Origin of the sequence: Indolivaga capnocytophagoides (genome assembly GCF_036511535.1) — a bacterium.
Classification (GTDB): domain Bacteria; phylum Bacteroidota; class Bacteroidia; order Bacteroidales; family Dysgonomonadaceae; genus Dysgonomonas_A; species Dysgonomonas_A capnocytophagoides.
This window is the reverse complement of record NZ_AP028867.1, coordinates 4,026,449-4,052,546: the sequence shown is the minus strand read 5'-3', so window position 1 is coordinate 4,052,546 and position 26,098 is coordinate 4,026,449. Positions and strand designations below refer to the sequence as shown.

14 protein-coding genes and 1 pseudogene are annotated in these 26,098 nt (G+C 40.3%); all 15 read right to left on the bottom strand.

Features of this window, described 5'->3' with window-relative positions; genetic code table 11:
- Positions 1–167 precede the first annotated feature (167 nt).
- The 15 genes and pseudogenes from AABJ51_RS16210 to AABJ51_RS16140 all read right to left on the bottom strand — a co-directional run bounded on the left by AABJ51_RS16210 (position 168) and on the right by AABJ51_RS16140 (position 25,785).
- Positions 168–992, bottom strand: a complete 825-nt coding sequence (locus AABJ51_RS16210) for a hypothetical protein (RefSeq protein ID WP_338373389.1) — start codon at positions 990–992, stop codon at positions 168–170.
- A gap of 579 nt (positions 993–1,571) precedes the next feature.
- The gene (locus AABJ51_RS16205) at positions 1,572–3,713 is read right to left on the bottom strand and encodes a DUF4450 domain-containing protein (RefSeq protein ID WP_338373388.1); all 2,142 of its coding nucleotides are present in this window, start codon (positions 3,711–3,713) and stop codon (positions 1,572–1,574) included.
- Positions 3,714–3,715: 2 nt separating this feature from the next.
- The gene (locus tag AABJ51_RS16200; protein WP_338373387.1) at positions 3,716–4,954 is read right to left on the bottom strand and encodes a glycoside hydrolase family 88/105 protein; all 1,239 of its coding nucleotides are present in this window, start codon (positions 4,952–4,954) and stop codon (positions 3,716–3,718) included.
- Positions 4,955–5,049: 95 nt separating this feature from the next.
- Positions 5,050–6,324, bottom strand: coding sequence for a rhamnogalacturonan acetylesterase (locus AABJ51_RS16195; RefSeq protein ID WP_338373386.1), 1,275 nt, complete (start codon positions 6,322–6,324; stop codon positions 5,050–5,052).
- A 163-nt stretch (positions 6,325–6,487) separates the two neighbouring features.
- Complete coding sequence (gene rhaM, locus AABJ51_RS16190) at positions 6,488–6,802, bottom strand: L-rhamnose mutarotase (RefSeq protein WP_026628046.1); 315 nt, start codon at positions 6,800–6,802, stop codon at positions 6,488–6,490.
- A gap of 94 nt (positions 6,803–6,896) precedes the next feature.
- Positions 6,897–7,904: a family 43 glycosylhydrolase gene (locus tag AABJ51_RS16185; protein WP_338373385.1), complete on the bottom strand. Its 1,008-nt coding sequence runs from the start codon at positions 7,902–7,904 to the stop codon at positions 6,897–6,899.
- 25 nt (positions 7,905–7,929) lie between these two features.
- The gene (locus AABJ51_RS16180; protein ID WP_338376027.1) at positions 7,930–8,622 is read right to left on the bottom strand and encodes a rhamnogalacturonan acetylesterase; all 693 of its coding nucleotides are present in this window, start codon (positions 8,620–8,622) and stop codon (positions 7,930–7,932) included.
- 60 nt (positions 8,623–8,682) lie between these two features.
- Positions 8,683–10,086 (bottom strand): annotated as a pseudogene (locus AABJ51_RS16175) (glycoside hydrolase family 88/105 protein); the annotation flags it as partial.
- A 32-nt stretch (positions 10,087–10,118) separates the two neighbouring features.
- Positions 10,119–11,348, bottom strand: coding sequence for an oligogalacturonate lyase family protein (locus tag AABJ51_RS16170; RefSeq protein WP_338373384.1), 1,230 nt, complete (start codon positions 11,346–11,348; stop codon positions 10,119–10,121).
- Positions 11,349–11,350: 2 nt separating this feature from the next.
- Positions 11,351–13,411, bottom strand: a complete 2,061-nt coding sequence (locus AABJ51_RS16165) for a rhamnogalacturonan lyase (RefSeq protein WP_338373383.1) — start codon at positions 13,409–13,411, stop codon at positions 11,351–11,353.
- 168 nt (positions 13,412–13,579) lie between these two features.
- Positions 13,580–15,655: a RagB/SusD family nutrient uptake outer membrane protein gene (locus AABJ51_RS16160; protein ID WP_026628043.1), complete on the bottom strand. Its 2,076-nt coding sequence runs from the start codon at positions 15,653–15,655 to the stop codon at positions 13,580–13,582.
- Positions 15,656–15,702: 47 nt separating this feature from the next.
- Entirely contained in the window at positions 15,703–18,765 is a 3,063-nt protein-coding gene (locus tag AABJ51_RS16155; RefSeq protein ID WP_026628042.1) for a SusC/RagA family TonB-linked outer membrane protein, read from the bottom strand.
- Between the two features lie 420 nt (positions 18,766–19,185).
- Entirely contained in the window at positions 19,186–20,841 is a 1,656-nt protein-coding gene (locus AABJ51_RS16150; protein WP_134436758.1) for a RagB/SusD family nutrient uptake outer membrane protein, read from the bottom strand.
- 13 nt (positions 20,842–20,854) lie between these two features.
- The gene (locus AABJ51_RS16145; RefSeq protein ID WP_338373382.1) at positions 20,855–24,097 is read right to left on the bottom strand and encodes a SusC/RagA family TonB-linked outer membrane protein; all 3,243 of its coding nucleotides are present in this window, start codon (positions 24,095–24,097) and stop codon (positions 20,855–20,857) included.
- Positions 24,098–24,381: 284 nt separating this feature from the next.
- Complete coding sequence (locus AABJ51_RS16140) at positions 24,382–25,785, bottom strand: sulfatase-like hydrolase/transferase (protein ID WP_338373381.1); 1,404 nt, start codon at positions 25,783–25,785, stop codon at positions 24,382–24,384.
- Between the last annotated feature and the right edge of the window lie 313 nt (positions 25,786–26,098).

Genomic DNA, 26,098 nt, shown 5'->3' with positions numbered 1-26,098 from the left:
ACAAAGGTGACATCAAAAATATACTTTCTGAGGTGGCTCCATTTTCCTTTTCTCAAATTTCTTCAGCTACTCAAAGAACCTTTTTTAACAATAGGGTCTGTGACCCAAAGAACATTTTCTCTATAGATAAAAAAGGAATAAAAGGATCTGTGAGCCTAGATAGAAGATTATTTACCTACCGGCATCAGCTTAAAAGTTCTCAGTTCTGATGCATTACCATACATAGTATGATGTCTTGATAAATTCCAAAATCCGTCTTTGGGCTTTCCTTCATTATTATCATAATCAATAACAGCCCAGCATAAACCGATCAGTTTATCTGCATACAATTTCGATTCAACAGAAGACTCTGCTCCTTCAGGAGAAGCATAGTCGAAAGGTGTAATATAAAATTCGAGAGTCAGTTTACCGCTTTCTCCCTCCTTAAAATTATACTTGTAACTATAATTCGAAAAAGGCTTTTCTTTCAGCCATTGCTGGGGTCCCCAGTACATACACCAGTCTCCTCGTTTGGGAGGCGTATAGATATGGTAATTTTGGGCTTGACGTCCGTGAAATAAATTCCATGCATCTTCTTTAGAAATATCTTTGAACGGATAAAACTTATCGATAAAGGGTCCTCCCGAACGGTCGCCGTCTACTACTACCTCAAATATATCTACCATCAGATCGTCTCTGGAAAAAGACCAGTAATTGTCATAGGCTTCATAAAGAAAGTACAATCGGTTCTGCCCTTCGACCCAACCGACTTTTACGTTTATATCCAGATTTTCTTTATCCGGCTTATTATGCTTTCCCTCATCCTCCGTCATTTGATCGATACCCAAAACATACGATTGAGGCACAATATCCCAATCACGGGTATCGCCGTCAATAACAGGTACTTTATCGGCAGGGAAACAATATACTTTAAAGAACGAGGTATCGGTCTGTCCTGTTACAGAACAAATACTCATACACCATATAATGAAAAAACCGATACTCGTTCTCATAATATATTCTAGTTTTTATAGGAATTAGTAGTTGGACTGATAAAAATGTTCTTTTATTTTATACATTTTAAGTTAGGCTATTTCCTAACGCAGCCTCCCGGCTTTGTTTTTCATTTTGCCTTGATGCAAAACGAAACAAAAGATCAAGACTGCGTCTGCATCCCGACCCGCTCAGCCCTCGAATGCTAAGACAAATAAAAATGATTATCGCTGATATCCATTTGTCTTTTAACGCTTTCTTCGAGCAGCGGGTGCCCCGGTCTTCCGCCGATGTCGAGAGCCTGACGGACGAGGGGGCACAGACCCTTTTGTGGACTGTCGCAAGCCGTTGTCTGGCGTCAGCTTGGGCGCATACAGAGGTGAAGCCGTAATCTGACCAGTGAAACGGGCATTAAAACTAAATGTTGTTTGAGCCTGAAAGGCGAGTTTTATTTAGTTTCGCCCGTGAACGTAGTCAGATAGGCAGAGCCTCGAAGCGCCAAAGACTTTTTGGTTCCTTTTGGGGCTTTGGCCAAAAGGAACACAAGCAATCTCTGATTGCGCGTAGTAAATAGCATAATATTAAAGAACATTTTTCAGCTACTGATTCCCCTTTTTTACTGACACCTTAAATAATTCAGGCAGCATAAAATGGTTGTAGTCTGCTTTATCATTCTGTTTATAGACACAGAAGTATTCATTTACACCATTGGCTAAAGGCAAAGCCGCTGCCAATGCCGGAGCATAAGTTTCTTTTCCCGATTCGAAAAAAGCTAACGGAGAATCCTGCATAAAGGCATCCGACAATCTTATTTCCGAAGTTATGGGAGCAATCATATTTATAACCTTCAATTTCATACTCTCGCCATAATACAATGTAAACGCAGTATGCTCAACACTGAAGATATTATCTTTGCAATAAACGGGCTTTAATGCCCCTGACTCTTTTTCGGACAATATCTGACCGTAAGCCCCTCCATATGACCAAAATAGTTTTACTTCGGCAGGAAGGCTTTGTCCAGACACCTGCAATACTATTCCGTCAGTATCGGCTAGCGACACAACTTTTAGATCAATCGAACCTTTGCCAAGAATAGCATCCGAAAGAGTATAGTTTACAATGCCGTTGCCGCCAGAAGAATTCTTTAAGGCAAATTCACTGAACCATTTGCTTTTCTTTCCGACTATAACCCCGAATTTCAGATTCCCTGCCATTTCGGGCAGATAAAAAGCAAATTCAGGATGATCGGCTGCAACAATAGATCGCTGCCCCGATTTTAATTTATGAGAGAATTTCACATCTTTCATAGCCAAATGTACCGGAAAAACAACATTTGAGGAGTTTTTGACCGAAGCCGGCTTTTGATCTCTCGCCTTAATATTTACATTCTCGAAAGTCCAGTCTTTCGCAAAAACAATATTACCGACATGCTCAACGTCAGCATCAATATCCGAAAAATGGAAATTACGCATCTGAGATTCCTTACTCCCCGACACACTCATCATACTTCGTGAATTTGTCACTTTGAAATCCGACAAATAAACATCATTAAAATAAGGAGTTCCCGCTTTTGTATCCACTTTCTCCAGCATTTTTTTCCAATGTTCCGGAATCGGTTTTCCTTCATATTCTTTAGGCAAAGTCGAATAACTGTATGCCGGATTCCAGTTCATGGAAGCTTCGAAAACAGTACCGACATCATCCATTTCTATATTTTTTATATAAATATGCTCGGTTGTTCCTCCTCGGTTCATAGCCGATTTTAAACGTATTCCAACATTTGTTCCTTTTGCTTTGAGATTTTCGGCATACACATAGCGGATTCCTCCCGATGTTTCACTGCCGCAAGTCAGAAGTCCGCCACCTGCCCGTGACACACAATCACGTATAACGACATATTCTGTCGGACGGTTTACTCTCAAACCATCGGCATCGCGCCCCGATTTCAGGCAAAAGTTATCATCATTGCAATCAATATCACAATTTTGAACCAATATCTGTGATGAAGAGTCAATATCCACACCATCGGTGCTGGGACCATGACCTCCTACATTATTCTGGATAATAACACCATCTACAGTACATTGTGTAGAATATAAAAGTTGAATAGTCCAGAATCCCGCCTGCTGAAAAGTCACATCTTTAATCGTAACATCTGAGGAACGCGAAACCAGTAATGTCCGAGGACGTTTGCTGTCATAATCTACAATCCAACGCAATCCTCTGGCTTCATAATCTTTGCGCAAAGCCCAATAAGAATCCCAGAATACTTTGCCCTGAGCATGTACTACTCCATCGCCGCTTATCAATACATTTTTCTGATCGAGAACATTGATTAAAGCCGACGGCCAGCGCATTTCTATTCCGGCAACCCTGGTATCCATTTCCGGATAATCATCCAGATTCTGACTGCCTAATAAAATCACGCCCTTAGGAATGTTAAAGTTTACTCCCTCTTTTACGTAAATTGATCCTGTCAGATAACGCCCAGGAGAGAATGTCACAACACCTCCGCCCTTGGACGCACAATCATCTATTGCCTTTTGTATCGCTTTTGTGTTAATTGTTACACCGTCGGGATTAGCACCGTAATCCGACACATTAAAAACGGATGTGCCTTGAGGAACGGTACGGGCTCCGACTGTTTTTATCCATGCTAAATCGGGTATCCGGGCTGTTGCCGTGACCGACAACAGCACCCAGCATAATAGCATCGGTAATATTCTGATTCTATTTTTCATGCTTATTTTACCGATTGTTTCTTCAATTTCATTACTTCGATTCCGGTTTCGATAATCAGACCCAAACCATGCTTTTCATTTTCTCCGACCGGACGATTATAATAAAAAGGAAGATCATCAGTTATACCTGTACCGACACAGACATTCTTGAAATGTCCGTCTTCGGTAATCTGGGTATTTTTCAAGGCATCCCATCCTGCCAATGCAATACGGGCATAATCCGGATCCAGCCATTTGTTATTTATCCCTTTGGCTATCCCCCAGACATACATGGCGGTAGCTGAAGATTCGTCATACGATTCGGATTTATCCAATAATTGATTCCACATACCATTGGCATTCTGATAACGCGAAACACCTACAATCTGCTTATCTAACAAAGCGATCAATTCGGCACGTTTCGGATGATCCTGAGGCAGTACATCCAGCAGCATCACCAACGATACGGTGATCCAGCCATTGGCACGTCCCCAGAAAGCAACACCATTTCTTTTCAGATCAGTGTAATAACAATGGTAGAACAGCTGCTTTTCGGGACACCACAGATAGTTTGAGATATTGATAATCTGCGTTGCTGCATCATCGTAATACTTACGTTCTCCGGTAAGTTTTCCCATCTGCGAAAGAAACGACACGCTCATGTAAACGTCATCTGCCCAAACTGTCATATTACGAGGAAATGTACGAGCCAGAGTTCCATCTGTAAGGCGGTGCTGTCCGTACAAAATATGCTGAGCCGCAGTATCTATGTATGCTTTATATTCTTTCTTTGCATCCAACTGATATACATTGATAACGGCTGCACCCATCGCTCCGCAGTCGTCCAGTTCTTTGGTGTTCCACAACTGTCCGAAAGCCCAGTGCCAGTGTTTGCGGTCTCCTCTGAATGTTTTTTTGAAGTACTCGTAATTGGCAAAACCAAAAGCCACATGATTTTTCGCATAATCAATATATTTAGGTTCATTCAGATACTTACCTAAATTAATCATACTCATATCCAGTACCCCGTTAGAATAATGCCATTCACTGAGCGGGCTTTTAAACGTTACATCTTCACCCTTCGGTATTTCTTTTGTACTGTTATAAGTAGCTTTCGTTTTTACTCCTACAAACTGGGTTACAGGTTGCTTTAAAATATTATCGGCTACTGCCCTGATACACTCTTCATCAGTGCGTTGAGCAAAAACAGAGCCGGCCATAAGAGTGAATACTCCCATCAGTAGAATTGCTGATCGTTTCATGCGTTTTATTTTTATCTTAAGGTCATTAGACCCTTTTTATTATTTTGCGATTATTTCTTGTCTTGTGGTCTGGCACTTCAGGAACCGTCAGCACCTCAATTTCCATCGGGTTTTACCATCGAATACAATGGCGAACGTGGTATGCGAACCGAATCGAACGCATCAGGATGTGCAGGATCGAATCCTTTAAAATCCTTCACGATGTATTTCTTTACCGGAATATTATTGTCAATTATCCCCTGAATAATACATTTAGCCAGTTCATATCCTCCATAAGGATTAAAATGGGTGTTATCCGCCAAATCTTTGTCTTGACCCGGAAATGTACCTGCCGGAAAATGAACGAATGCTTTCTTTGAACCTTCATCGCCCCATGCTTCGTATAAGGTTTTACTCATCGCATTAAGGTCTATTAACGCTACATTTTCTTGTTTAGCCAATTTTCGTACGGCATCCGGATAATCACCATGACTATTCGTTATTTTACCTTCGCTATCGAAGGTGCGGCGGTTCATTGACGTGATAAGCACAGGTATTCCTCCTTTTGCACGAGCTTCGTCAATCAGGTATTTTAGATCACGGGTATAGCTGGCATAAGGGCCTTTTCCTTCTCCCTTTTGTTTCTGATCGTTATGACCGAACTGAATAAACAGATAATCTCCGGCTTTCATTTCCGATAATAGTTTTGCAAAACGTTTAGACGAAACAAAACTATTTGCGGCTTCTCCCGATTCGGCATAATTAGCGACAGAAATATCCGACGACAGAAAACGCGGAAGCAGCTGCCCCCACCCGCTCCAAGGTTCGTTGGCTTCGTCTACAACCGTAGAATCTCCGGCGAGAAAAAGGGTTACCAGATTATCAACTTTTTCTATTTTAATTTGTGTTACAGAAGGATTGTCTCCGTTAAATTCAAGTGTAAGTTTGTTATCCCATATCAATTTTCCGACTTCTCTCGGTTTGATACGTACCGAGTCGGTTTCTCCTATCTTTGTATTGCGTACGTTTACAGTAAAAGTGTATGTTTTATATTTTCCCTTGGCTGTGGTTATATTTTCGAGCATTAATCTGCGCGATTCGGATTTAACCGTAGTACAGCTTTCGGCATCTTTATCTCCTAAAGTTACAGTGACCCTGTAATTACCTTCGGGAACATCCACCGAAAAGAAAAAAGGTTCGCCATCTTTCTGTCCGGTTCCCAGATCGTATCCAAATCCTGAGTTTAATCCATATATCGTTGAACTATTTACAGGTTCTTTTTGCCCCAATTCCCCACCTGTAAAGTCAAATACACGCACATATTTTCCGGAAGCTGCCGCACCCGATATACATGTAATAATCAAAAGTACTATTAATTGTATTCTTTTCATTTTGTAAGATCTTAAAGACAAAACAAACTCAAGCCATGTATGCCACAGCCCTTCTAAGGTCTCATACCTATATTGTTTTGGTAAGTAAAACAACCCAAGTCTCTTATCAACTAAAAGGATATTGTTCAATATACATATCCTTGTATTATTTCATCAAAGGCTCTCAGTCCATATGGAAGACTTCTGTCAAAGGGATCGTTATCGGCGAATTATCTTCATTCGTATCCATTATATCAGCCATATAAGCCCACCATTTCTGGACGATGGGATTATCGCCTAAATCCTGTGAAGAACTGCCTCCATCAACTATCTGATAAGCAAATAATACGTTAGTCTCTTTATCCCAAAAGATAGAATAATCAGAAACTCCGGTCTCTTTCAGTAAAGCTCTCAACTCAGGCCAAATCGCATTATGGCGTTTTTCATATTCGGATTCGAAACCCGGTTTCAAATACATTTTGAATGCTTGTCTTTTCATGCTATTCACTTCATTTATGATTCAACAAAAATAGATTTATAGGTTTTTCTTATCAATGCAATTTCGTACAAAAGCCTAGAAATATTCTTACATACTATGGCCGGAGATTTATGAGTACAGGCTTATCCCTGTCACATACGATCTTACCATCTATATATTCCAATTCAGCCACTTGTATAGAGCTTCTGCGCGTCTCATAAGAATCTACAGCCTCGGGTAAACGTCCCGGATGTGTAAAATAAAAGATATATGCTTTTCCATTGTTGACAACCACATCGGCATGCAGACCTTTGGTCGCATCGTCTGCTCCTTTACCCGGATTCTTGAGTATATTTTCAGGTTGACGTACCCAGTTTTTGAGATCGGCAGAGGTGTAAACACCCAAACCATCCCAATTGTCGACAATCATAAAATAACGGTCTTTCCAGTAAAACACTTTTGGTCCTTCACCCGATTTATCCCCTACAACTTTTCCTGCATCTTCCCAGTTTTTAAGATCTTTGCTCTTTACTGCATATATCGATTTACGGTCTTTTTCGTTATTATAATACATATACCACCAGCCGTCTTTCGCTTTGAATATGCCTGCGTCTATAACCTTATCCGAAGCCAGTTTCATCTCTTCTACAGGCTGCCAGTTTATCAGATCATCGCTTTCGAGCTGAACGATAGAACGGGGATGTTTCCAATCGGTGAAAGTACCGGGTACAACCGTCAGAAACATATGATACCTGCCTTCATATTCAACAATATCAGGAGCCCAGAATGTATAATCGGATTCACCGTAATTGATCACAGCATCACATTTATACTGCCATGTTGCTCCTCCGTCTGTCGATTTGGCGATGCCGATAGGTGTACCATGTACCCAATCAACACCTACTGCTTTTTCGAGATTAGCACGGCGGTTGGTATAAAACATAAACCAGCACTTCTCTTTTTTATTCCAAATTATGACGGGATCGGCGGCTCCATCATATTTTGTATCTCTGAATAATGGTTTATCTGCAATTTTTGCTCCTTTCTTCGCAGCCACATCAGGAATACAGAAAAGAGTCAAGCATATTATCAGGATCACAGACCCATTTATTATTTTATTCATCGTATATTAATTTAAAGTACAGACCTTATTTTTTCAGATATTGATTCAATGAAAAACCTGATATATTTTTCAAACCTTCAATAACAGATTCTCCGTTTATTAACGCTCCTTCTTCAGTCGTATGGACACTGTCTTTAAACAACAGACGACCTTGAGTTTCTCCGAGTTTATCTAATTTATCGGCTGAGATATCGTTCAGGTCGATAAATTCTACACCCTCTTGCTGTGCAACCTCTTTAGCCCATTGGGTATAAGATGCTGTCATCCGGTTTGCTTTCCCGTCTGTCCATCGGTTACCTGGAGTAGGAGATAAAACTATAGGGATTGCACCTACCGCTTTAGCCTGACGGATATACAATCGTAGATAGTGCCCGTAAGTAAATACTTCTTCGGGGCCTCCGTTACGTTCCATAATTACAGTTTCGGATTCTTCGCCTGTCCCTTTCAGCGAAGCTCTAGCACGGCCAGTATTAAGAGGTCCTCCATCATTATGCCCGAACTGGATAAACAAGTAATCTCCCTTTTTCAATCCGGGTAATACTTTATCCCATAATCCTTCGGTAAAAAAGGAACGGCTGCTTCGTCCTCCCAATGCATGATTTTCAACACTGATACGTGAGGTATCGAAGAACCGGTCGAAGAAACTTCCCCATCCCCATTGACCACCATCACCTTTTCCTCGTCCGTTTTTTACGGTTGAATCTCCTATAAGAAACACAACAGGGGCTTTTTCATTTTTACGGGTACTTCCCGCTACAATATCTTCCGGGCGGCTTGAATCTTCTATACTGAAGATAGGTGCTGCCGTACGTTGTGGTGATGTATAGTACTGAACAGCACTATCATTCATTCTGGGGTATAATCTGTTCTGTAATTTTATCATTTCTGCACCTGCCAATAATACAGGGCCATAGCCATGCGCAGCATATACATTTACCGGACGATAGTAATAAAACGCCGGATCGAATGCCATGCCCGTACCCACGCAAGTACCTTCTACTTGCCCCTGAGCATTGATAGTCGATGATACCGCATTCCATCCGAGTTGAGCCACCGGACCATAAGCCAATGGATCTATCCACCCCTTATTAATAGCATGAGCAATACAGTATACATAGATAGCTGTGGCTGATGTTTCGAGATATGAGTCATTACGATCTAATAGCTGATGCCAGAACCCTTCACCCGACTGATAAGAAGCAATTCCTTTGATGTGCGCCCGCAACTGAGCCAACACTTTAGGTCTGTCGGGATGACTTTCGGGAAGGACATCCAGAACTTCCGTCATCGTCAGTACCGCCCATCCATTAGCACGCCCCCAGAAAAAAGCAGGATGATCATCCATCGATTCTACCCAGCCATGCATATACAAACCTTTTTCTTTCACAAACATACGGTCGGAGAATTGTTTGATCTGCTTAACTGCTTCATTGTAATACTTATCCTCTCCTGTCAATTTTCCCATTTGGGCAATGGCAGGTACACTCATATACATATCATCGAGCCACAGGGTATTCATCTGAGGACGTTTACGGGCAAATGTTCCATCGTATAATCGATATTCTTTGTACATGATATAGTTCATGTAATTATCGATAATACTCCGAAGATCAAAATCGAGTTTTTCCGATTGCTGAAGTTTTATCATTGCCGCACACATTGCTCCGGCATCATCAAGGGCATGAGGTGTCAGCAACTGCTTCATCTGAGGATCTATAACCCCATAATCATTCATAATCCGCTTAAATTGAGGAGCTGCTTCCGCCAAGAATTTAAAGCGGTCTTTCACATAGTTATAATAACTGCTGTCGGATGTTGCAGCCGCCACTTCAAGCATGCCCGAATAGGTTACTCCCCATTCGTAACTGGCAAGGCGGAATGCACCTCTGTCGAGCTGTGAATCTTTATCTATTTTCGAAAAATCTTTAATTTCCTGATGGTTATCCTTATTAACAACTTTTGCAGGAGTTACTTCATCCAGATATTTAAGAACCCTGTCTAATGATTTTTTTATGTCAGCTGTCGACACTTCCCCGTATGGCCGCTTATAATCCGGAGCCAATAGATGAAGCGGTGTATTAAAATCATTTACTTTATCATGCTGATTCTTCTGAGCGAATGCGTTAATACCATTCGCTATCAGGAGAGATACCAGTAAAACTTGTTTATAAGACTTTTTCATGGTCTGATCTTTCTTCTATATATTATTGTTACTTATTTATTCAGATAAGGAGGAATGTTTACAATCATCAGATCGAGTTTTTGTCCATCGGTCACATATCCTGATTGAATCAGTATACGTTTATTGTCCGGACTGAAAGACGGATGTGTATGATCGGGTTTCATTTTATGATCGGCTGTCAGCAGGGTACGTTCTCCGGTGTGACAATTAATGAGATAAACCTCTCCTTCGAAATTATCAGAAGCAGCCCATTTACCATCCGATGTTCCTCCGCAATGCCAGAATCCCGAACCATAGTCCAGTTGACCCAGTACCTGTATCTTGTTTGTACGTACATTGATACTGAATAATCCCGTGGCTTTTGTTCTCAAACGATCCAGATGCCCCATAACATTGAAGTAAACATGGTCTTTATCGACCCATGTTTCATGAGTCACCCAATCATCAGGAGTTTCTACATACAAGGGTCTGTTGCCTGATCCGTCGGCTTGTACTATCCACATCCGTTGCGGAGCATCTCCACCTGTTTCCTGACAATAGAGTATCTCTCCGGCAACAAAGGGGTTAGCCTGCAAATGCCCCATGGTAAAAGGCACATCTATAACTGACGAAATCTTTCCTGTTTGTAAATCGATCATCCGTATCCCTGATGGTACTTGTTTTATTCTGTAACTATCGTCGTGTTGTATCGTTGGTTTCGCATCGAGCCTGCGCACTCCTACGTATGCTTTAGTTTCATCAGCATCGAGGGTAAAGCCTCCCGACTCGGCCAAATCATCCGGTAATTTAGCAATAAATCTCTCATATGCAGTTCTTTCTTTTACCGAATTTCGGTAACTGTCATTAATGAGTGAATCGAGGTTTAATTCGATCAATGATTTTATATTATTTTCCGTTCTGAAATAATAGAGCTTGTTTGATAAACGGGCTACATTCAGACTCCCGGTTCCCGTACCGTCACCATCGGTCAGTTGTATTATATCTCCTGTACTTTCAGATACGGCAAATGCCTGAGAATGCTTATCCGAAGACCGATCCGAAGACCTGAATATGATAAATTGGCCGTCTGATGTCCATTGAGGATGGGTCTGATACAATTTGGCATCACTCGTTTTTGCACTAGTCAGGACTGTTATCGGATTGCCTGTAATGCGGTCTATCATTACATACTTCTCAGAAGGGAAAAGCCGACCTATATCCGATGCCGAAGCATAAGATAGTCCGCTTAAAGCACATATCAATATTATTCTTAACAATTTCATTTTCACTTAGCTTTTAAGGTGACATATACATAGTCGGAGAACTCATATCCACGAAAAGTTACTTTGAGCGAGACTAGGGCTCGATTCCCTTCGGGGATATCTTTTGTGGTTAATGTACGCTCCCGTTCCGTGCCTCCGACTGACCAACTGTAACTGTCGTAATCCATACCGGCATCTAAAGTCAAATGATCTTCTTTGGTTACGATTTCCTTATTTTTAAACATTTTACCCAAATCCGACCCGAAATAAAATCCCGGTTGTGTCGGCTGGTTATATGCTACATTCTGAGTGGCTATACTTATTCTGTACACAGGATCTTCCAAAAATGTATGGAAACGATAATCTGTAGGTTCTGTCGATACATATAATCTCAGGTTTTTATTATCTGCTGTACGGTAAAGAACCTCTTCTCTCCAATCGCCTAAAATATCGGCTTGTAATGCAGGGTTCGATTTCGTACCATTATTCCAAGCACAACCATCGCCTGTAAAAATCACATTGCTTTTTCCTTGGGCTGGATCATACTTGGATATAGATATCTTATCAAGTAATTCACGCGATAAATCTCCGTCCCACCAGCATGCCATATTGATAGATACCCCTGCTGTAGATGGGTTGATAACCTTTCCTTGCACATTATATATGCCTTTTGAGTCTATTGACCACATTTCTACTCCCGGATGATTGGGATCTATATCTGCCGCCATGCAGCGTCCGACATCTGTTGGTGATGGTATCTGAAATAAAACTTCTCCTGTCGCAGCATCTCTGAAAGTAGAGCCATCCCGTTTATTTTCGTGGCAATCCCAAACCTGCAAACCTTTCCTGCTTGGATCAAAAACAGTCATATGTAAAGCATCACCATGTCCCAGACCTGTACTGTAAAGACCTTTTCCATCGTGATCAATAGCACACGATCCGTATATAATTTCGTCACAGCCGTCACCATCCACATCTCCTACTCGCAGATTGTGATTACCCTGTCCTGCATACTTTTCATTGCCCGGTGTATTCGAATCGAATACCCAGCGATTAGTTAGTTTGCCGTCTCTCCAATCAAAAGCAGCCAATACCGTACGTGTATAATAGCCTCGGCACATCACCACACTGGGGTGTACTCCATCGAGATAAGCAATGCAAGCCAGAAAACGGTCAACACGGTTTCCTTTGCAATCACCCCATTTGCAGACATCTCCTCGCTGAGGTATATAATCTATCGTTTGCATGGACTCTCCGGTCAATCCATTGAAAACGGTAAGATATTCATGCCCTTCGATAATATATCCTCTCTCGTTTCGATAGTCGGCATCCTTATTTCCTATGATATTGCCTTTGGCATCAGTAGTGCCGTCAGCTGTTTTCATTACGATCTCGGCTTTATTATCTCCATCCAGATCGTAAACCATAAATTGTGTATAGTGTGCTCCTGCACGAATATTCCGACCTAAGTCTATCCGCCAGAGCTTCGTTCCGTCTAGTTTATAACAATCGAAATACACATTACCTGTATATCCGTTGTGTGAGTTATCATGGGCATTAGAAGGATCCCACTTCAATATGATCTCGTATTCTCCATCTCCGTCAACATCTCCAATACTGGCATCATTGGGCGAATACGTATAAGTTTGTCCGTCGGGTGTAGTTCCGCCTGCAGGAATATCCAACGGAATGTTTATGTAACCTTGGGGCGCATCTGCCGGTAATACATAGCGAGCAGATAAAGAGTTTTGTTCAACTCCCTCTATCACGGGAGTTACAGTATAAATTAAAGCATTATTTTCGGATGTTTTATCCTCTATAAAAGTTGAATTATTCAAAGGCAAAGTATTTATCTTTTCTCCGTTTCGATATACATTGAATGTAGTATTAATCGGGTCGGATGATAAATAACGCCAAGTAACAATATTGGTTTGTGGATTCTTTTTAATAGCAACAATACCTCTACCTAGTTTTTCCTTCTGAAGTTTGGTATAATCATAATTCGTTTGTGCCTCCGACTTCGGGAATATGAAAAAATTGATCAATACAAAATAAAAATAGAATAGAAATTTTCTTGTTTTCATAGGTTAAAAGGTATTAAGGTATTAGACCTATTTGTTAACTTTTCATGCATAACAGCAAGAACCAGTTTTACTTTAAATACATCATTAAATACTTTCTATGACTTAAATTGTAAAAACTAAGCCCTACTAATCAGTTCGGGCTTAGTTCTATATAATAATATCAGAGAATTACCATCCCGGATTTTGTACAGCTTGCTTTTCATCAGCAGTTAATGCCTGTCCATTTTTCTCTAGTGCATCTAAGAATGTCTGAGGTATCGGGCGCAAATAATGTTTAGCAGCATTAAATGTTCCTCCTCCATTAACAGATCCGTCATTGAATGTTTTCCAACGTTTCTCTAAAGTTTTGGTTCTGGAAAGATCTTCCCATCTCAAAAGTTCACCCATAAGTTCTCTTGATCTTTCATTCAATATGAAACATAAGAACTTCTCAGCTTCAGTAGAACATCCCAATTCTGTGTAGAAATCGTTTTTCGAATTAAGAATATCCGATACGCTTGTCAACTTCATTGAAGATTTGGTACTTGCAGTTGTTGAGCCTTCCAGCATATTATTTGATTCGAAATATGTATTTGTTTCCGAATACACAGCATACCCTGTTCCGGCACCTCCATCTCCTGTTTTGGTAATATAGCTGTTCTTTTTATAAGCCTGTCCGCCATCTACATTCTTTGAACGAACTTCTCCGTCAGCATAACCTGCACGTTCACGTAATGCATTGATATATGGTAATGCTTCACTATATTTTCCCTGACGGCCAAGAGCTTCTGCAACCATTAAATAGTCTTCTGCAGAACGAGCTAAAATACCATCCCTCTGTCCAAATTGAGACGCGATTGAAATACGAGAGCCATCTCTGAATTTGCTTAAGGCTACGTAACGTGATTTTGTCACGTAAGTACCATTATTACCATGAGCTCCTGTGTATGTTTTTGATTCGCCTTTGAAATAACGGACAAACATATGAGAATTTCTCTTTTGTATATCAACGTCATTATAGCGGTCATCTCCTGCATTATTTACAATATAACGGATGGCTTCTTCACCTCCTGTAAATTTACGCTTGAAATAAATTCTTCCGGTTTTGGAATCTACATAGTCAATCAACGATGTGGAAGGTATCCATACAGGTTTTTTATCGACCCAAATAGTATCCCATCGAGGAGCTCCATCGGGCTTATTACATCTATAGCTTGTTATAAAGCTTTTCCAGAATCGAGAATCATTTACTCTGTCATAAACATCCATCGCATAATCAGTTGTACGTAGACGGCTGAACTCTCGTCCTCCGGAGATATCTCTTGCCAATCCTGCCATATTTTGATATACAGATGGATAATATAGATGCAACTGATTACCATAACGACCCTGAGTAGTAGTATTATCTGAGAATTGGGCAGCCAACACAACTTCAGAAACAGATTCGTTTGCGCTGTTAGGTGCTGTAAAATCCCATAGGCTTGCAAAATCAGGACACAAAGGATGTGCTGCAATAACTTCTTTACTAAAGATTATTACCGAATCCAAATCTGTAGTTTTTGATTTAGAATTCCATCCGTCATTTATTTCACTGGCTCTAAACAAATATGCTTTTGCCAGAAAATGAGCAGCAGCCCATTTTGTTGCACGCCCGGTCTGATCGGGTTTTTCGGGCAGCAAATTATATGCAGCTCTCAGATCTGAAATTACCTGAGCTAAAGTTTCCTCAGCCGAACTCCTGGCAAATTCGGTCACAGGTTTATACAAGGGGACTAATTGCAAAGGAACACCGCCATATTGACGAACCAATTTAAAGTAATTAAATCCTCTGATAAAGTATCCTTCACCCAAACGTGTATTATAGGTTTTACTTGTCTTATCATAATACTGGGGAACATTCTGAATCACGGTATTAGCTGATGCTATACCCGAATACATATTATCCCATACTTCTGCAACACCATGCCCATTGGTCGAATTCAAGACCGAGGTGTAGTCATTCCATGCCGCTTCGGTTGCATCATTACCCACAGCCATTTCATCTGTCCCGAACTGGGTTGTTGTGATTGCCCATACATAGTTATAATGGAATTTCAGGGTCTGATACATTCCTGTAACCAACTTATCCAATCCTGCTGTTGTATTATATGAATCTTGATTTTCCTGAGTAATCAGATTCTCATCCAAAAAATCACTGCAAGAAGTAATACCCACAGCCGAAAATGCTGTCAATATACCTAAAGCTATACTTTTATATTTTTTCATAATAGTTTTTTCTTTTAAGAGCTTGTTTAAATCCTAGTTCTGAAACCTTAAAAACCTACATTAAGACCAAATACCAGGCTTCTGTTATATGTAGAACCACCTAAGTCCGGATCAATCCAATCGCATTTTGAGTAAACCAATCCAGGATTCATACATTGAACATACACTTTTAGATTCTTAACCTCCAACTTCTTCAATAGATCCGGATTTACATTATATCCTAAAGAAACATTTCTCAGTTTAATGAACGATCCATCCTGATAGTTCATCGTGCTCTTATAGGTATCTCCCGATTCGCCTTTAGTTCCCGGTGCATAGTATCTTGCGTCTTCATTTGTTCCTTCAACCCAGTAATCAAGTTTACGCATAGCGAATCTGCCCGAAAGAGTTTCAGCTCCGGTTTCTACAGTAAAGCCCCAACGAGAATACAGGAAGAAAGAAAATTCCCAGTTCTTATAAGTAAATGTATTCATCAAACCGGCAGACCAGTCGGGACGTTTGGAGCCTACTATTTTTCTATCATAGTTGGCATTAATATCTCCACTGTTATCCAAATCTTTCACTCTTATTTCGCCTGGTTTAGCTCCGTATTTTGCTGCTTCTTCAGCTTCTGAAGTTTTCCAAATACCATCATATACATAGTCATAATAGACACCTAAAGGCTCTCCTACAAACCACTTATTATTCAAATCTTGTTGTTTTCCATTAGCAAGCTTTGTAATTTTATTTCTATCTGCAGAAAAGGTTAAACTTGTGTTCCACGTAAAGTCTTTAGTATCGATATTCATACTGTTTAAAGTCAGATCAACTCCATGATTTTCTGTCTCTCCTATATTAGCCCATGTTGTAGGATACCCTGTTACCAACGGTAAAGCCATCAGCATCAGCAGATCTTTTGTTGTAGATTTATAAACATCAATAGTACCGCTTAACCGGTTATTAAATATAGAGAAATCCAAACCTAAGTTATACTGTGTAGTTTTCTCCCATCCCAGATTAGAGTTAACCATCGGTATAGGATCTTTGGCTGAAGGATCAGATGATACCAGACCTTGTTCTAAATTTGGTCCCCATGTATAATATAATGATGATAATGCGCCTTTGGTAGCATAGGCATCTATAGCAGAGTTCCCGGTTGTACCGACTCCAAAACGAAGTTTCAACTGGCTTACCCATTTAATATCCTGCATGAATTTTTCTTGTTCGATACGCCAGCCAAGTGCAGCAGAAGGAAAGAATGACCATTTATGTCCATCAGCCAACTGAGATGCTCCATCCCAACGTCCAGATGCTGTCAACAGATACTTATCGGATAAACTATAGTTTACCCTTGCCATATAAGACATCAACTGGGTTTCTGTCAATTCTGTAGAAAATGACGTTAAGTTTCCGGCAGACCCTAAATTATACCACAGTTCGCTACTTGTTGCCAAACCTGTTGCTTTCATTTTTGATCCCTCATTATGAGATTTTGAAGAACTCTGTAGCAAGGTTACTCCTAAAGCGTGTTTCTTATTGAATGTTTTATTATAATAAAGCAGGTTATCAAGAGTCCATGATCTTTTTTCGTCGGTGTTATATTCTCCTAAATTATTTCCATCACCATTGATTGATGCTTTATCTTCAAAAATACCATTGCGGTATTTATAGAAGTCGGGTCCAAAATTCATTCGATATTTCAGATCTTTTGTAAAACTGATCTCAGCATAAAAACTTCCGGTTACACGTAAAGTCTTACGCTGATTACGGCTCAAATCCGACTCTCTGATAGGGTTAATTATATTAACGTCTCCTCCAGGTGTGCGGATATAATCGCCATTTTCGTCATAAGGTACAGCCCATGGTAACATTCCTTGCAGTGCACCATATAAACTAGCTGCACCGGTTGCACTTTTTCTGAACTTGTAACCATATTCTTGACTACCCCACATAGTGTTTATCGATGATCCCAGCTTTAACCATTTAGTTGGATTAATATCTACACTAACTTTAGCTGTATATCTTTCATATCCTTGTCCGGGTTGAGTCCCGTTCTGATTAAGATATCCAAATGACATGTAAGCTTGTAACTTCTCGGTACCTCCACTTGCACTTATTGTATGCTCTTGTGTTAAAGCTGTACGCAACCCGTATTTAGTCCAGTCGGTTGTCGGCACACGGCTGCCATCCCATACTCCATCAACCCAGCCTTTTTCGAAATTAGCCCATGAAGCCTGATCACCACCATAAACTTTTTTATCTAATTCATAATTTGGAGTAGCTGATGTATATGTACCTTGTCTGTATTTTGCCAAACGGCTATAATCAATCCACTCTCCGGCATTCATCATATCCATTCTGTCATACATTTTTTCGACAGATAAAGTTCCTGAATAGTTCAAAGAAAAAGATCCTGATTTTCCTCTTTTAGTTGTAACAAGAACAACTCCATTTGCACCTCTTGAACCGTAAATTGCAGTAGCCGAAGCATCTTTCAAAACCTCTATAGATTCTATATCAGAAGGATTAAGATTCTCAATACCAACCCCCTGCATGGGAATCCCATCAACAACATACAAAGGTCCGTTGCTTGCATTAAGTGAACGTTCTCCACGTATACGGATAGCACCAAGCTCTCCGGGACGCTCATTAGAGGTTATATCAACCCCTGCCGCCTTACCCTGCATAGCCTGCAAAGGATTAGTTACAGGCATTTTCTTAAGCTGTTCCGAGCTAAGATTAATCATGGCTCCAGTCACATCGCTTTTCTTTTGAATACCATAACCGACTACCACAAACTCATCCAAAACCTGAGAGTCTTCTTTCAGTATGATTTTCAAATCTGTTTGTCCAGCGACAGAAACTGATTGTTCTATATATCCGACATAAGATATAGTTAACACGTCATTGTTCTTTGTATTGATGGTGAATTTTCCATCTAAATCGGTAATAGTTCCGGTGGTTGTTCCTTTGACCGAAACACTCGCTCCAATAATTGATTCGCCCCTTTCGTCCAAAACCGTACCCTTGACGGTTTTCGTCTGAGCAAATACCACGATCGACAGACACAAAAACAGAACTGTCAATAAACTTTTTGCTTCAAAAAGCTTTCTTTTTCGAGAATTCTTCATTTAGGTATTAAAATTTAAAAATGTGATTATCTTGATTTAGTATTGATTTTATTTAATTAAGGCATCTGATTTCAAATAACAGTAAGTATTTAATGTCGTATTTTAAGCTATAACTACCAATTGTTGTTTTACATTGGGTAGATCATAAATAGGTCTGAGATCTTAAATATTTGTTAACATCACAAAGTTACACCCGAGCTATTTACAGGGAATGTATTTTCGTCCATTCTGATGGAAAATCTATTATAGACCGCCTGTGATATTGTCCTTTAATAATCTTAACCAATATATATTCACTCAAAATATGAACTGCTTTCCCGAAAAACATTTCACCGGCAGCATCTTTTTAATCCAGAAAAGACCTCATATCTTATTTACGGATATGAGGTCTTTCTATATTATAATTCTCTTCAGAGGCTTTCAATAATCAGCATTCTGATTATATAACCCGGGGAATCCAATCATTTCCGTTTGAGGAATCGGATATAAATAACGTCCAGGCTTAATATAAGACTCAGAAGTTCCAACGGGATTATTATATCGCGAGAGCTTGTCTTTTATATTTTTCTCCCACTCTCCATAGCGTATCATATCAAACCAGCGGATTCCTTCTCCTGCAAATTCTATTCGCCGTTCCTGTTTTACGGCCTTCATCGCATCCGTAGCAGTTGCGGCAGTTACAGCATCACAACCAGCTCTTTGTCGTATTTTGTTCACATAAGACATAGCTCCCGAAATATCTCCATGTTTATTTAACAATACCTCTGCATACATCAGCATAATATCTTCGATACGAATAACGGGATAATTTACAGCCCAGTCATTATAATCTTTCATTTCGCTTTCGAAATTTCCTGTATAGCCAAGACTTTGTCTTTTACGCAAAGAATTAAGGTACTTATAAAAGAAGCTTTTTGTATATACTTCCACTTCTCCGACTCCGGGAACCTCCAGTGTTTCTTTTGTATTAGAATAAGCCGGGAAATTAGGTTCTGCATCGAAACCGTCTAAAACAGTTGCACCATCACCTCTTATATCTCTTGCTCCATTACTATATACTTTGTCAAACTCATACTTCAACGATTTTTCTACAAATATACTGTTTCCATAAATACGGATAGAAGTATAGGAGGGTGGTAACGCCGGTGAAAAATTAAATATTGCTGAATTGCCGGTTCCGCCGCTACGGTACTGAATCGCAAATATCGAATACTTGTTATTATACTCTGTCAACCATTGTTTTTGCCATTCTTCTGCTGTCGGAGCCCAGTATTTACCATTACCATCTGCATAATCCAGCACTTCCTTCAATTTAGTTTCAGCTAAAGCTTCGGCAGAAACATCTTTCAGAGGAAAGCCTGCCATGGTCATATACACTCTTGCCAACATGGCTTTGGCAGCAATCTGATCGGCTCTTCCCTGACTTGTTGCTGTTGCATAGCTCGATGTTATCATTTTTTCGGCAACCGGTAATTTCGATTCTGCCAATTTCAGATCTGGGATAATGATTTTTTCATATAACTCGGCTGCTGTTGATTGCTTTACTGTTTTAGTTTCGACCGGAGACATGGTACGGTCTATCAAAGGAACATTTCCAAACAATCGGGCTAATTCGAAATATGCCCATCCTCTCAAAAAATGCACCTCACCCTCGAGTTGGTCTTTCAGCTTTACAGGATTCGTTTCGTCTTTCGGAAATGTAATATTAGGCAGACTCTCAATCACCAAATTCGAGGCATTCACCACTTTATATAGATCAGCCCATGTCCCATTAAATGTAGACAGAGTAAAATCAGCTCTAAAAGTTCCTATTTCCGAATACTCCCTAAGTCCGTTAGGTACAGGATCGACCCATGTATTATCCGAACGGCATTCCGACATATGCAAATAAATGTTATTCGCCCAGTTTCTCAAGTTGGAATATGCTCCGATTACAGCCTGTTCAGCTTGTTTAGGCGAAGAATAGCTTCCCCCGGGCATTTGGTCTCTGGGGTCTTCATCCAAATTGCAACCTGACAAAAACAAACAGATACCCGACAATAAAAATATCTTTTTATATAATTTTGATAGTTTCATAACTTCTTCGTTTTTAAAAAGTAAGATTTAAACCGATTGTAAATGTACGAGCCAAAGGATAACTGCTGTAATCAAGTCCCAAGGCAGCAGAGCCTCCGGGAGCCGAACTCGAGCCCGAATTAGAAGCTTCGGGAGAATATCCTCCGTCATAAGAAGTAAATGTTGCCAGATTCTCGGCAGAGAAATATACCCTGGCATTGGATATAATACTTTTATTTATAGGAACATTATATCCCAGTGTAATATTCTTAATAGATAAATAGTCTGAGGAATATAACCAACGCGAGTCAATTGTTGCTCCGGTGGTTGTACTTAGCGGATAAGGTGTTTTCCCGTCTCCCGGATTTTCTTCCGACCACCAGGCGTTTTTCCAGTGGGCAAAGGCATTAGTGCTGGGTCCTTGTCCCGGACGATCTATCGCTCGCCCGATCAGCCCCAATATTTTACCTCCGGTCTGGGCAGTCAGTAATATCGATAAATCGAAATCTTTATAACTGAATGTATTGGTCATACCATACGTACACTTTGGAGTCGGGCTTCCCAGATAAGTTTTATCATCCGTTGTGAAATCACCGCTGCCATCTACATCACGATACCTTATATCACCGGGCTTGATCTGCTTTCCACTGAAAGTAACGGCTTTTCCTCCATGAGCAGCGCTAAAATCGTCAATCTCTTTCTGATTCATCCATACTCCAACGGCCTCATACATATAGAATGTATTGATCGGGCGACCGACTTCCAATACGTTCGAGAAGTTACTTTTATCGAATCCGGAATAAATAGGAGTATCATCTATACCTAATGACTTCACTTCGTTCTGATTGTAAGAGAAATTAAAAGTGGTAGACCATTTAAACAATCCTTTATTTATATTATGAGTAGTCAATTCAAACTCGAATCCGTTATTTTTTATATTACCCAGATTATCCCAATAAGTACCGTAACCTGATGCCAAAGGTATAGGTACTTCATATAACAGGTCTTTCGTGTTTTTTGTATACCAGTCAACCGACATTTGGATACGGTTATTAAACATCGACAAGTCAAAAGCCAAATCCGTACTATTGGCTTTTTCCCATCCTAAATTAGAGTTTCCGAGAGAACTAGGACTATATCCGTTAGCCCCTGCATACATTACCGAAGACAACAAGGTATAAGCGTTGGTTCCATTAATCTGCTTATTTCCGGTTGCTCCATAACTGACACGCAACTTAAACTGATCGATCACATTAGAGATATTGAGTCCTTTGAAGAAACTTTCCTCCGATACTTTCCATGCCGCAGATAGTGCGGGAAAAGTACCCCAACGATTTTGGCTGCCGAATACGGAACCTCCATCTCGGCGCACACTTGCCGACAACAGATAACGCCCCATATAGTCGTATTGCACACGTCCGAAATACGAAACCAATCGGTCGGGAGTCAGTTCTGTTACTTTGTCCGTACCAATAGGGAGATTGTTTCCATCGAAAGACCCATCAATCGCATCATTCGGGAAAGGCTTGTTAAAACTTTGGTTCGTTTCAAAACCCCATTGATTTTGCTCTGTCGACATACCTGCCATCAATGTAAGGTTGTGCTTTTCGTTAAATGACTTATTATAATTAGCAACTAATTGCAGCAGTGTATTATCAAACTTACGGCGGGTATTATGCCCTCCTGATGAATTTACGCCCTCTCCCAGATTCCAGTTACCTGTTACATCCGAATAAGAATAGGTCTGTCCATCCAGGTCGGTATAAGTTGTAGAAGCAGTACCTTCGACCTGCAACCCTTCCAGCGGATTTACACGAATGTATCCTATCGCCGATACACGAGCATCATAATCACGGCGGTTATTTCTTTTCATAACTGCAGTCGGGCTCGAAGAAGACCCTGCCCAAGGATAACGGTCGTTAGGTTCTATATTAGTATTATAACCAACATCCGATGGGCTGACAGGCGATGACGCCAATACTCTGTGAGCCTCACTGTCTTTTCCGTTGGCTCGTCCCGCTCCATCCTTTATCGAATAAGATGGAGCCAGTTTCATCCCTACACTCAGCCATTTGTTTATCTTCGAATCAATGTTAGCTCTTAATGTAAATCTTTTATATCCTGTACCCGTTGCAATACCATCCTGATCAAAATAACCCAGCGAAAATAAGTAAGTCGTATTATCATTTCCTCCCGACAAGTTGATATTATAATCCATAACCGGAGCTGTACGGTAAAAATTGTCCTGCCAGTCTAACATTGCCAGTCTTTCGTCAGTAGCTCCGAATGTATGGCTTGCAACCATCTCGGGACTCAGATAATGCTGCCAGCGATCATCCAGAATAACCGAATAATTGGGATTTTTCGCTCCTATATTTTTCAGTCGGGTCGCATTATCATCTTTAATAGAAGCATTTGTGACTTTATTATTTTTTGCCAGATTCAGATAATTTGCATCATTATATCTTGTATAAAAATCAATCCACTCTTCGCCGGATAGTAAATCCAGTTTATTTTGGAGCATCTGAATACCATAAGAAGCCGAGAACGAAACCTTTGTTTTGCCCGATTTTCCTTTTTTTGTTGTTACCATAATTACACCGTTCGATCCTCTCGATCCATAGATGGCAGCAGACGCAGCATCTTTCAGCACTTCCATGGACTGAATATCCGAAGGATTCAATCCGACAAGTGTACTACTCGGAACTCCATCGATCACATATAAAGGGTCTGAGCTTGCACTAACAGACGCAGCTCCACGCACCCTTATCTGCATATCCTGCCCAGGCTCTCCGGTTATAGTTCTTACGGTAATACCCGGCATCGACCCTTGCAACGCCGATTCGACACGGGCTAATGGTCTCTCACCAATACTTTCGGCATTCATTTTGGATACAGCACCGGTAAGATCGCTTTTCTTCACCACGCCATATCCTATGACCACAAATTCGTCTAATACATGGGAGTCCTCTTTCATTACAATCCTGATCTCATTTTTTCCGGCTATAAATACAGATTGCTCTGCATATCCGACATAAGACACAGTCAGTACATCATTGTTATTAACACTAATGGAAAATTTTCCATCCAGATCTGTCATGGTTCCGGTGGTTGTTCCTTTCACCGAAACCGTAGCTCCTATAATGGATTCACCCTTCTCGTCTACCACCGTACCGGTAATAGTTTTCGTCTGGGCAAATACCATAATCGACATGCACAAGAATAATGCAGCCAATAAACTTCTTGCTTCAAAAAGCTTTCTTCGTGAATTCTTCATGTAGATATTAAATTTAAAAGTGTGATTAAAGTGTTTGTCTGTAAGATTATATATCCCTTTAAATGAAATGAGCTAAGGAGAGTTGAGGAAGGTATATCAAACACCGGATAACCGATTTTTGATACACTCCCGTTACAAATTATTAAATATTACGAGATCGCCCTTTGTTATAAATAATAGTCAGTATTTAAAGTAATAACTGTGTATTTCTGGTCAAGTAAATAAGTATAAAAATTTAAAGAATATTATTGAATGAGAATTTGTCTGAAATCCGAAATACACAATTATTCCACAAATTCTACAGGCCAATTATCCGACTCGGTATGAGCCTCGTTAAAATAGCCTGATAAGCGAGACACAATTTCGGGATACATTGCAGCCACATTATTCGTCTCTTTTATATCAGTTTTAAGGTTATACAATTCTATCTCTTTTTCTTTGTTCTGCCTGATAAGCTTCCAGTCACCCCATCTTACTGCCTGAGAAATACCTTTTGATGGATATTGTTCCCAATACAGATATCTCTGATCCCGAGGCATTATTCCCGGAGCGTTTATTTCCGGACAAATGCTCAAACCATCCGTTTTTAGTGTTGTGTTTGCTTGAGCCATATCTACCATTGTTGAAAAAAGATCCGGGAAATAACATGGATAATCAGAAGTTGAACCTGCATTTTTTCGGTCGGGCATGCGTATTATCAAAGGCACCCTAATGCCCCCTTCATACAATTCGCCTTTCCAGCCTTTGAGGTCACCGTTCAGTACAAGTTTTTCGGTTTTAGCAGCTTTAGCCCCTCCATTATCGGAAGCAAATATCACAATCGTATTGTCATCCAAGCCTAAAGATTTCAGTTCGTCCAATACCTTAGCAATCGATTCATCCATATGGGTAATCAGTGCGGCATATGATTTATCATTGGGTGACATATCGGCATTTTGGTAAATACCCCACGATTTGCTGTCCAATGGAACATGAGGAACATTATAGGCCAGATATAAAAAGAACTTATGATCTTTTTGCCTGCGCAGAAAATCTATAGCCTCATCTGTTGCTCTATCCGTATTGTGATCAACATGACTTCCGTTCAAATTTGCTTCAATTGTATATTCTTCACGGTTACGCCATCTTTTCGAAGGGTAGTAGTTATGACTTTCGGGTTCTCTTATAAGCCATCCGTAAAACTCATCAAATCCGCGGTCTAAAGGTCCTGCTGCAGGATCAAATCCGTCCAGATGCCATTTATTGACCAAACATGTTACATATCCGTTATTCGACAACACATTTGCTATTGTTGAATCCTGCGGCATCAGATTAATACGTCTCACAGTCCCCATTCCTTCACGTTCACCAACAATACCTCCGGTTCTGCACATATTGCCCCGAATGCGTGAATGCCCCGAATGTAGACCTGTCATCAAAGAACAACGAGATGGAGAAGACACACTTGCTCCTGCATAGCTGTTTGTGAAAGTTACTCCCTCCTCAGCTAGCTGATCAATTGCTTTTGTCTGAATAATTCTATTACCAAAGCATCCCAGATCACCATACCCCATGTCATCGGCAAGAATAAACAAGATATTCGGTTGTTGTTTGTTATCATCACCTCCTTTTCCCTCGGAATAAACAGGAGATACTATTCCGGCAAAAGCCGATGCAGTTCCGAGTATACTGATTATGGGCAGTTTCATGTGTTTTCGATTTTAGGTACAACTTTGATGTGTTTTTAAATATAAGGTCACAGACTTTTATTGACTTAATGAGGACAACAGCAGTCGATTATCATTTCAAACGCCTCATTAATATAGCTTCTGATGCATACTGTGTTACAAAATTACAGTTTGAACATTTCCGGCAAATGTAAAATAGTTCATTTTGATGTCTATTTAGACAATAAAAATCTTAAAGACAGGTCTGAAAATAAGCTTTTCACCCTAAAAGTGTAAATATCAATACAGACGTTCCACCTACAGCAACGCAGTAAAGGGCATGTGAATTAGTTCA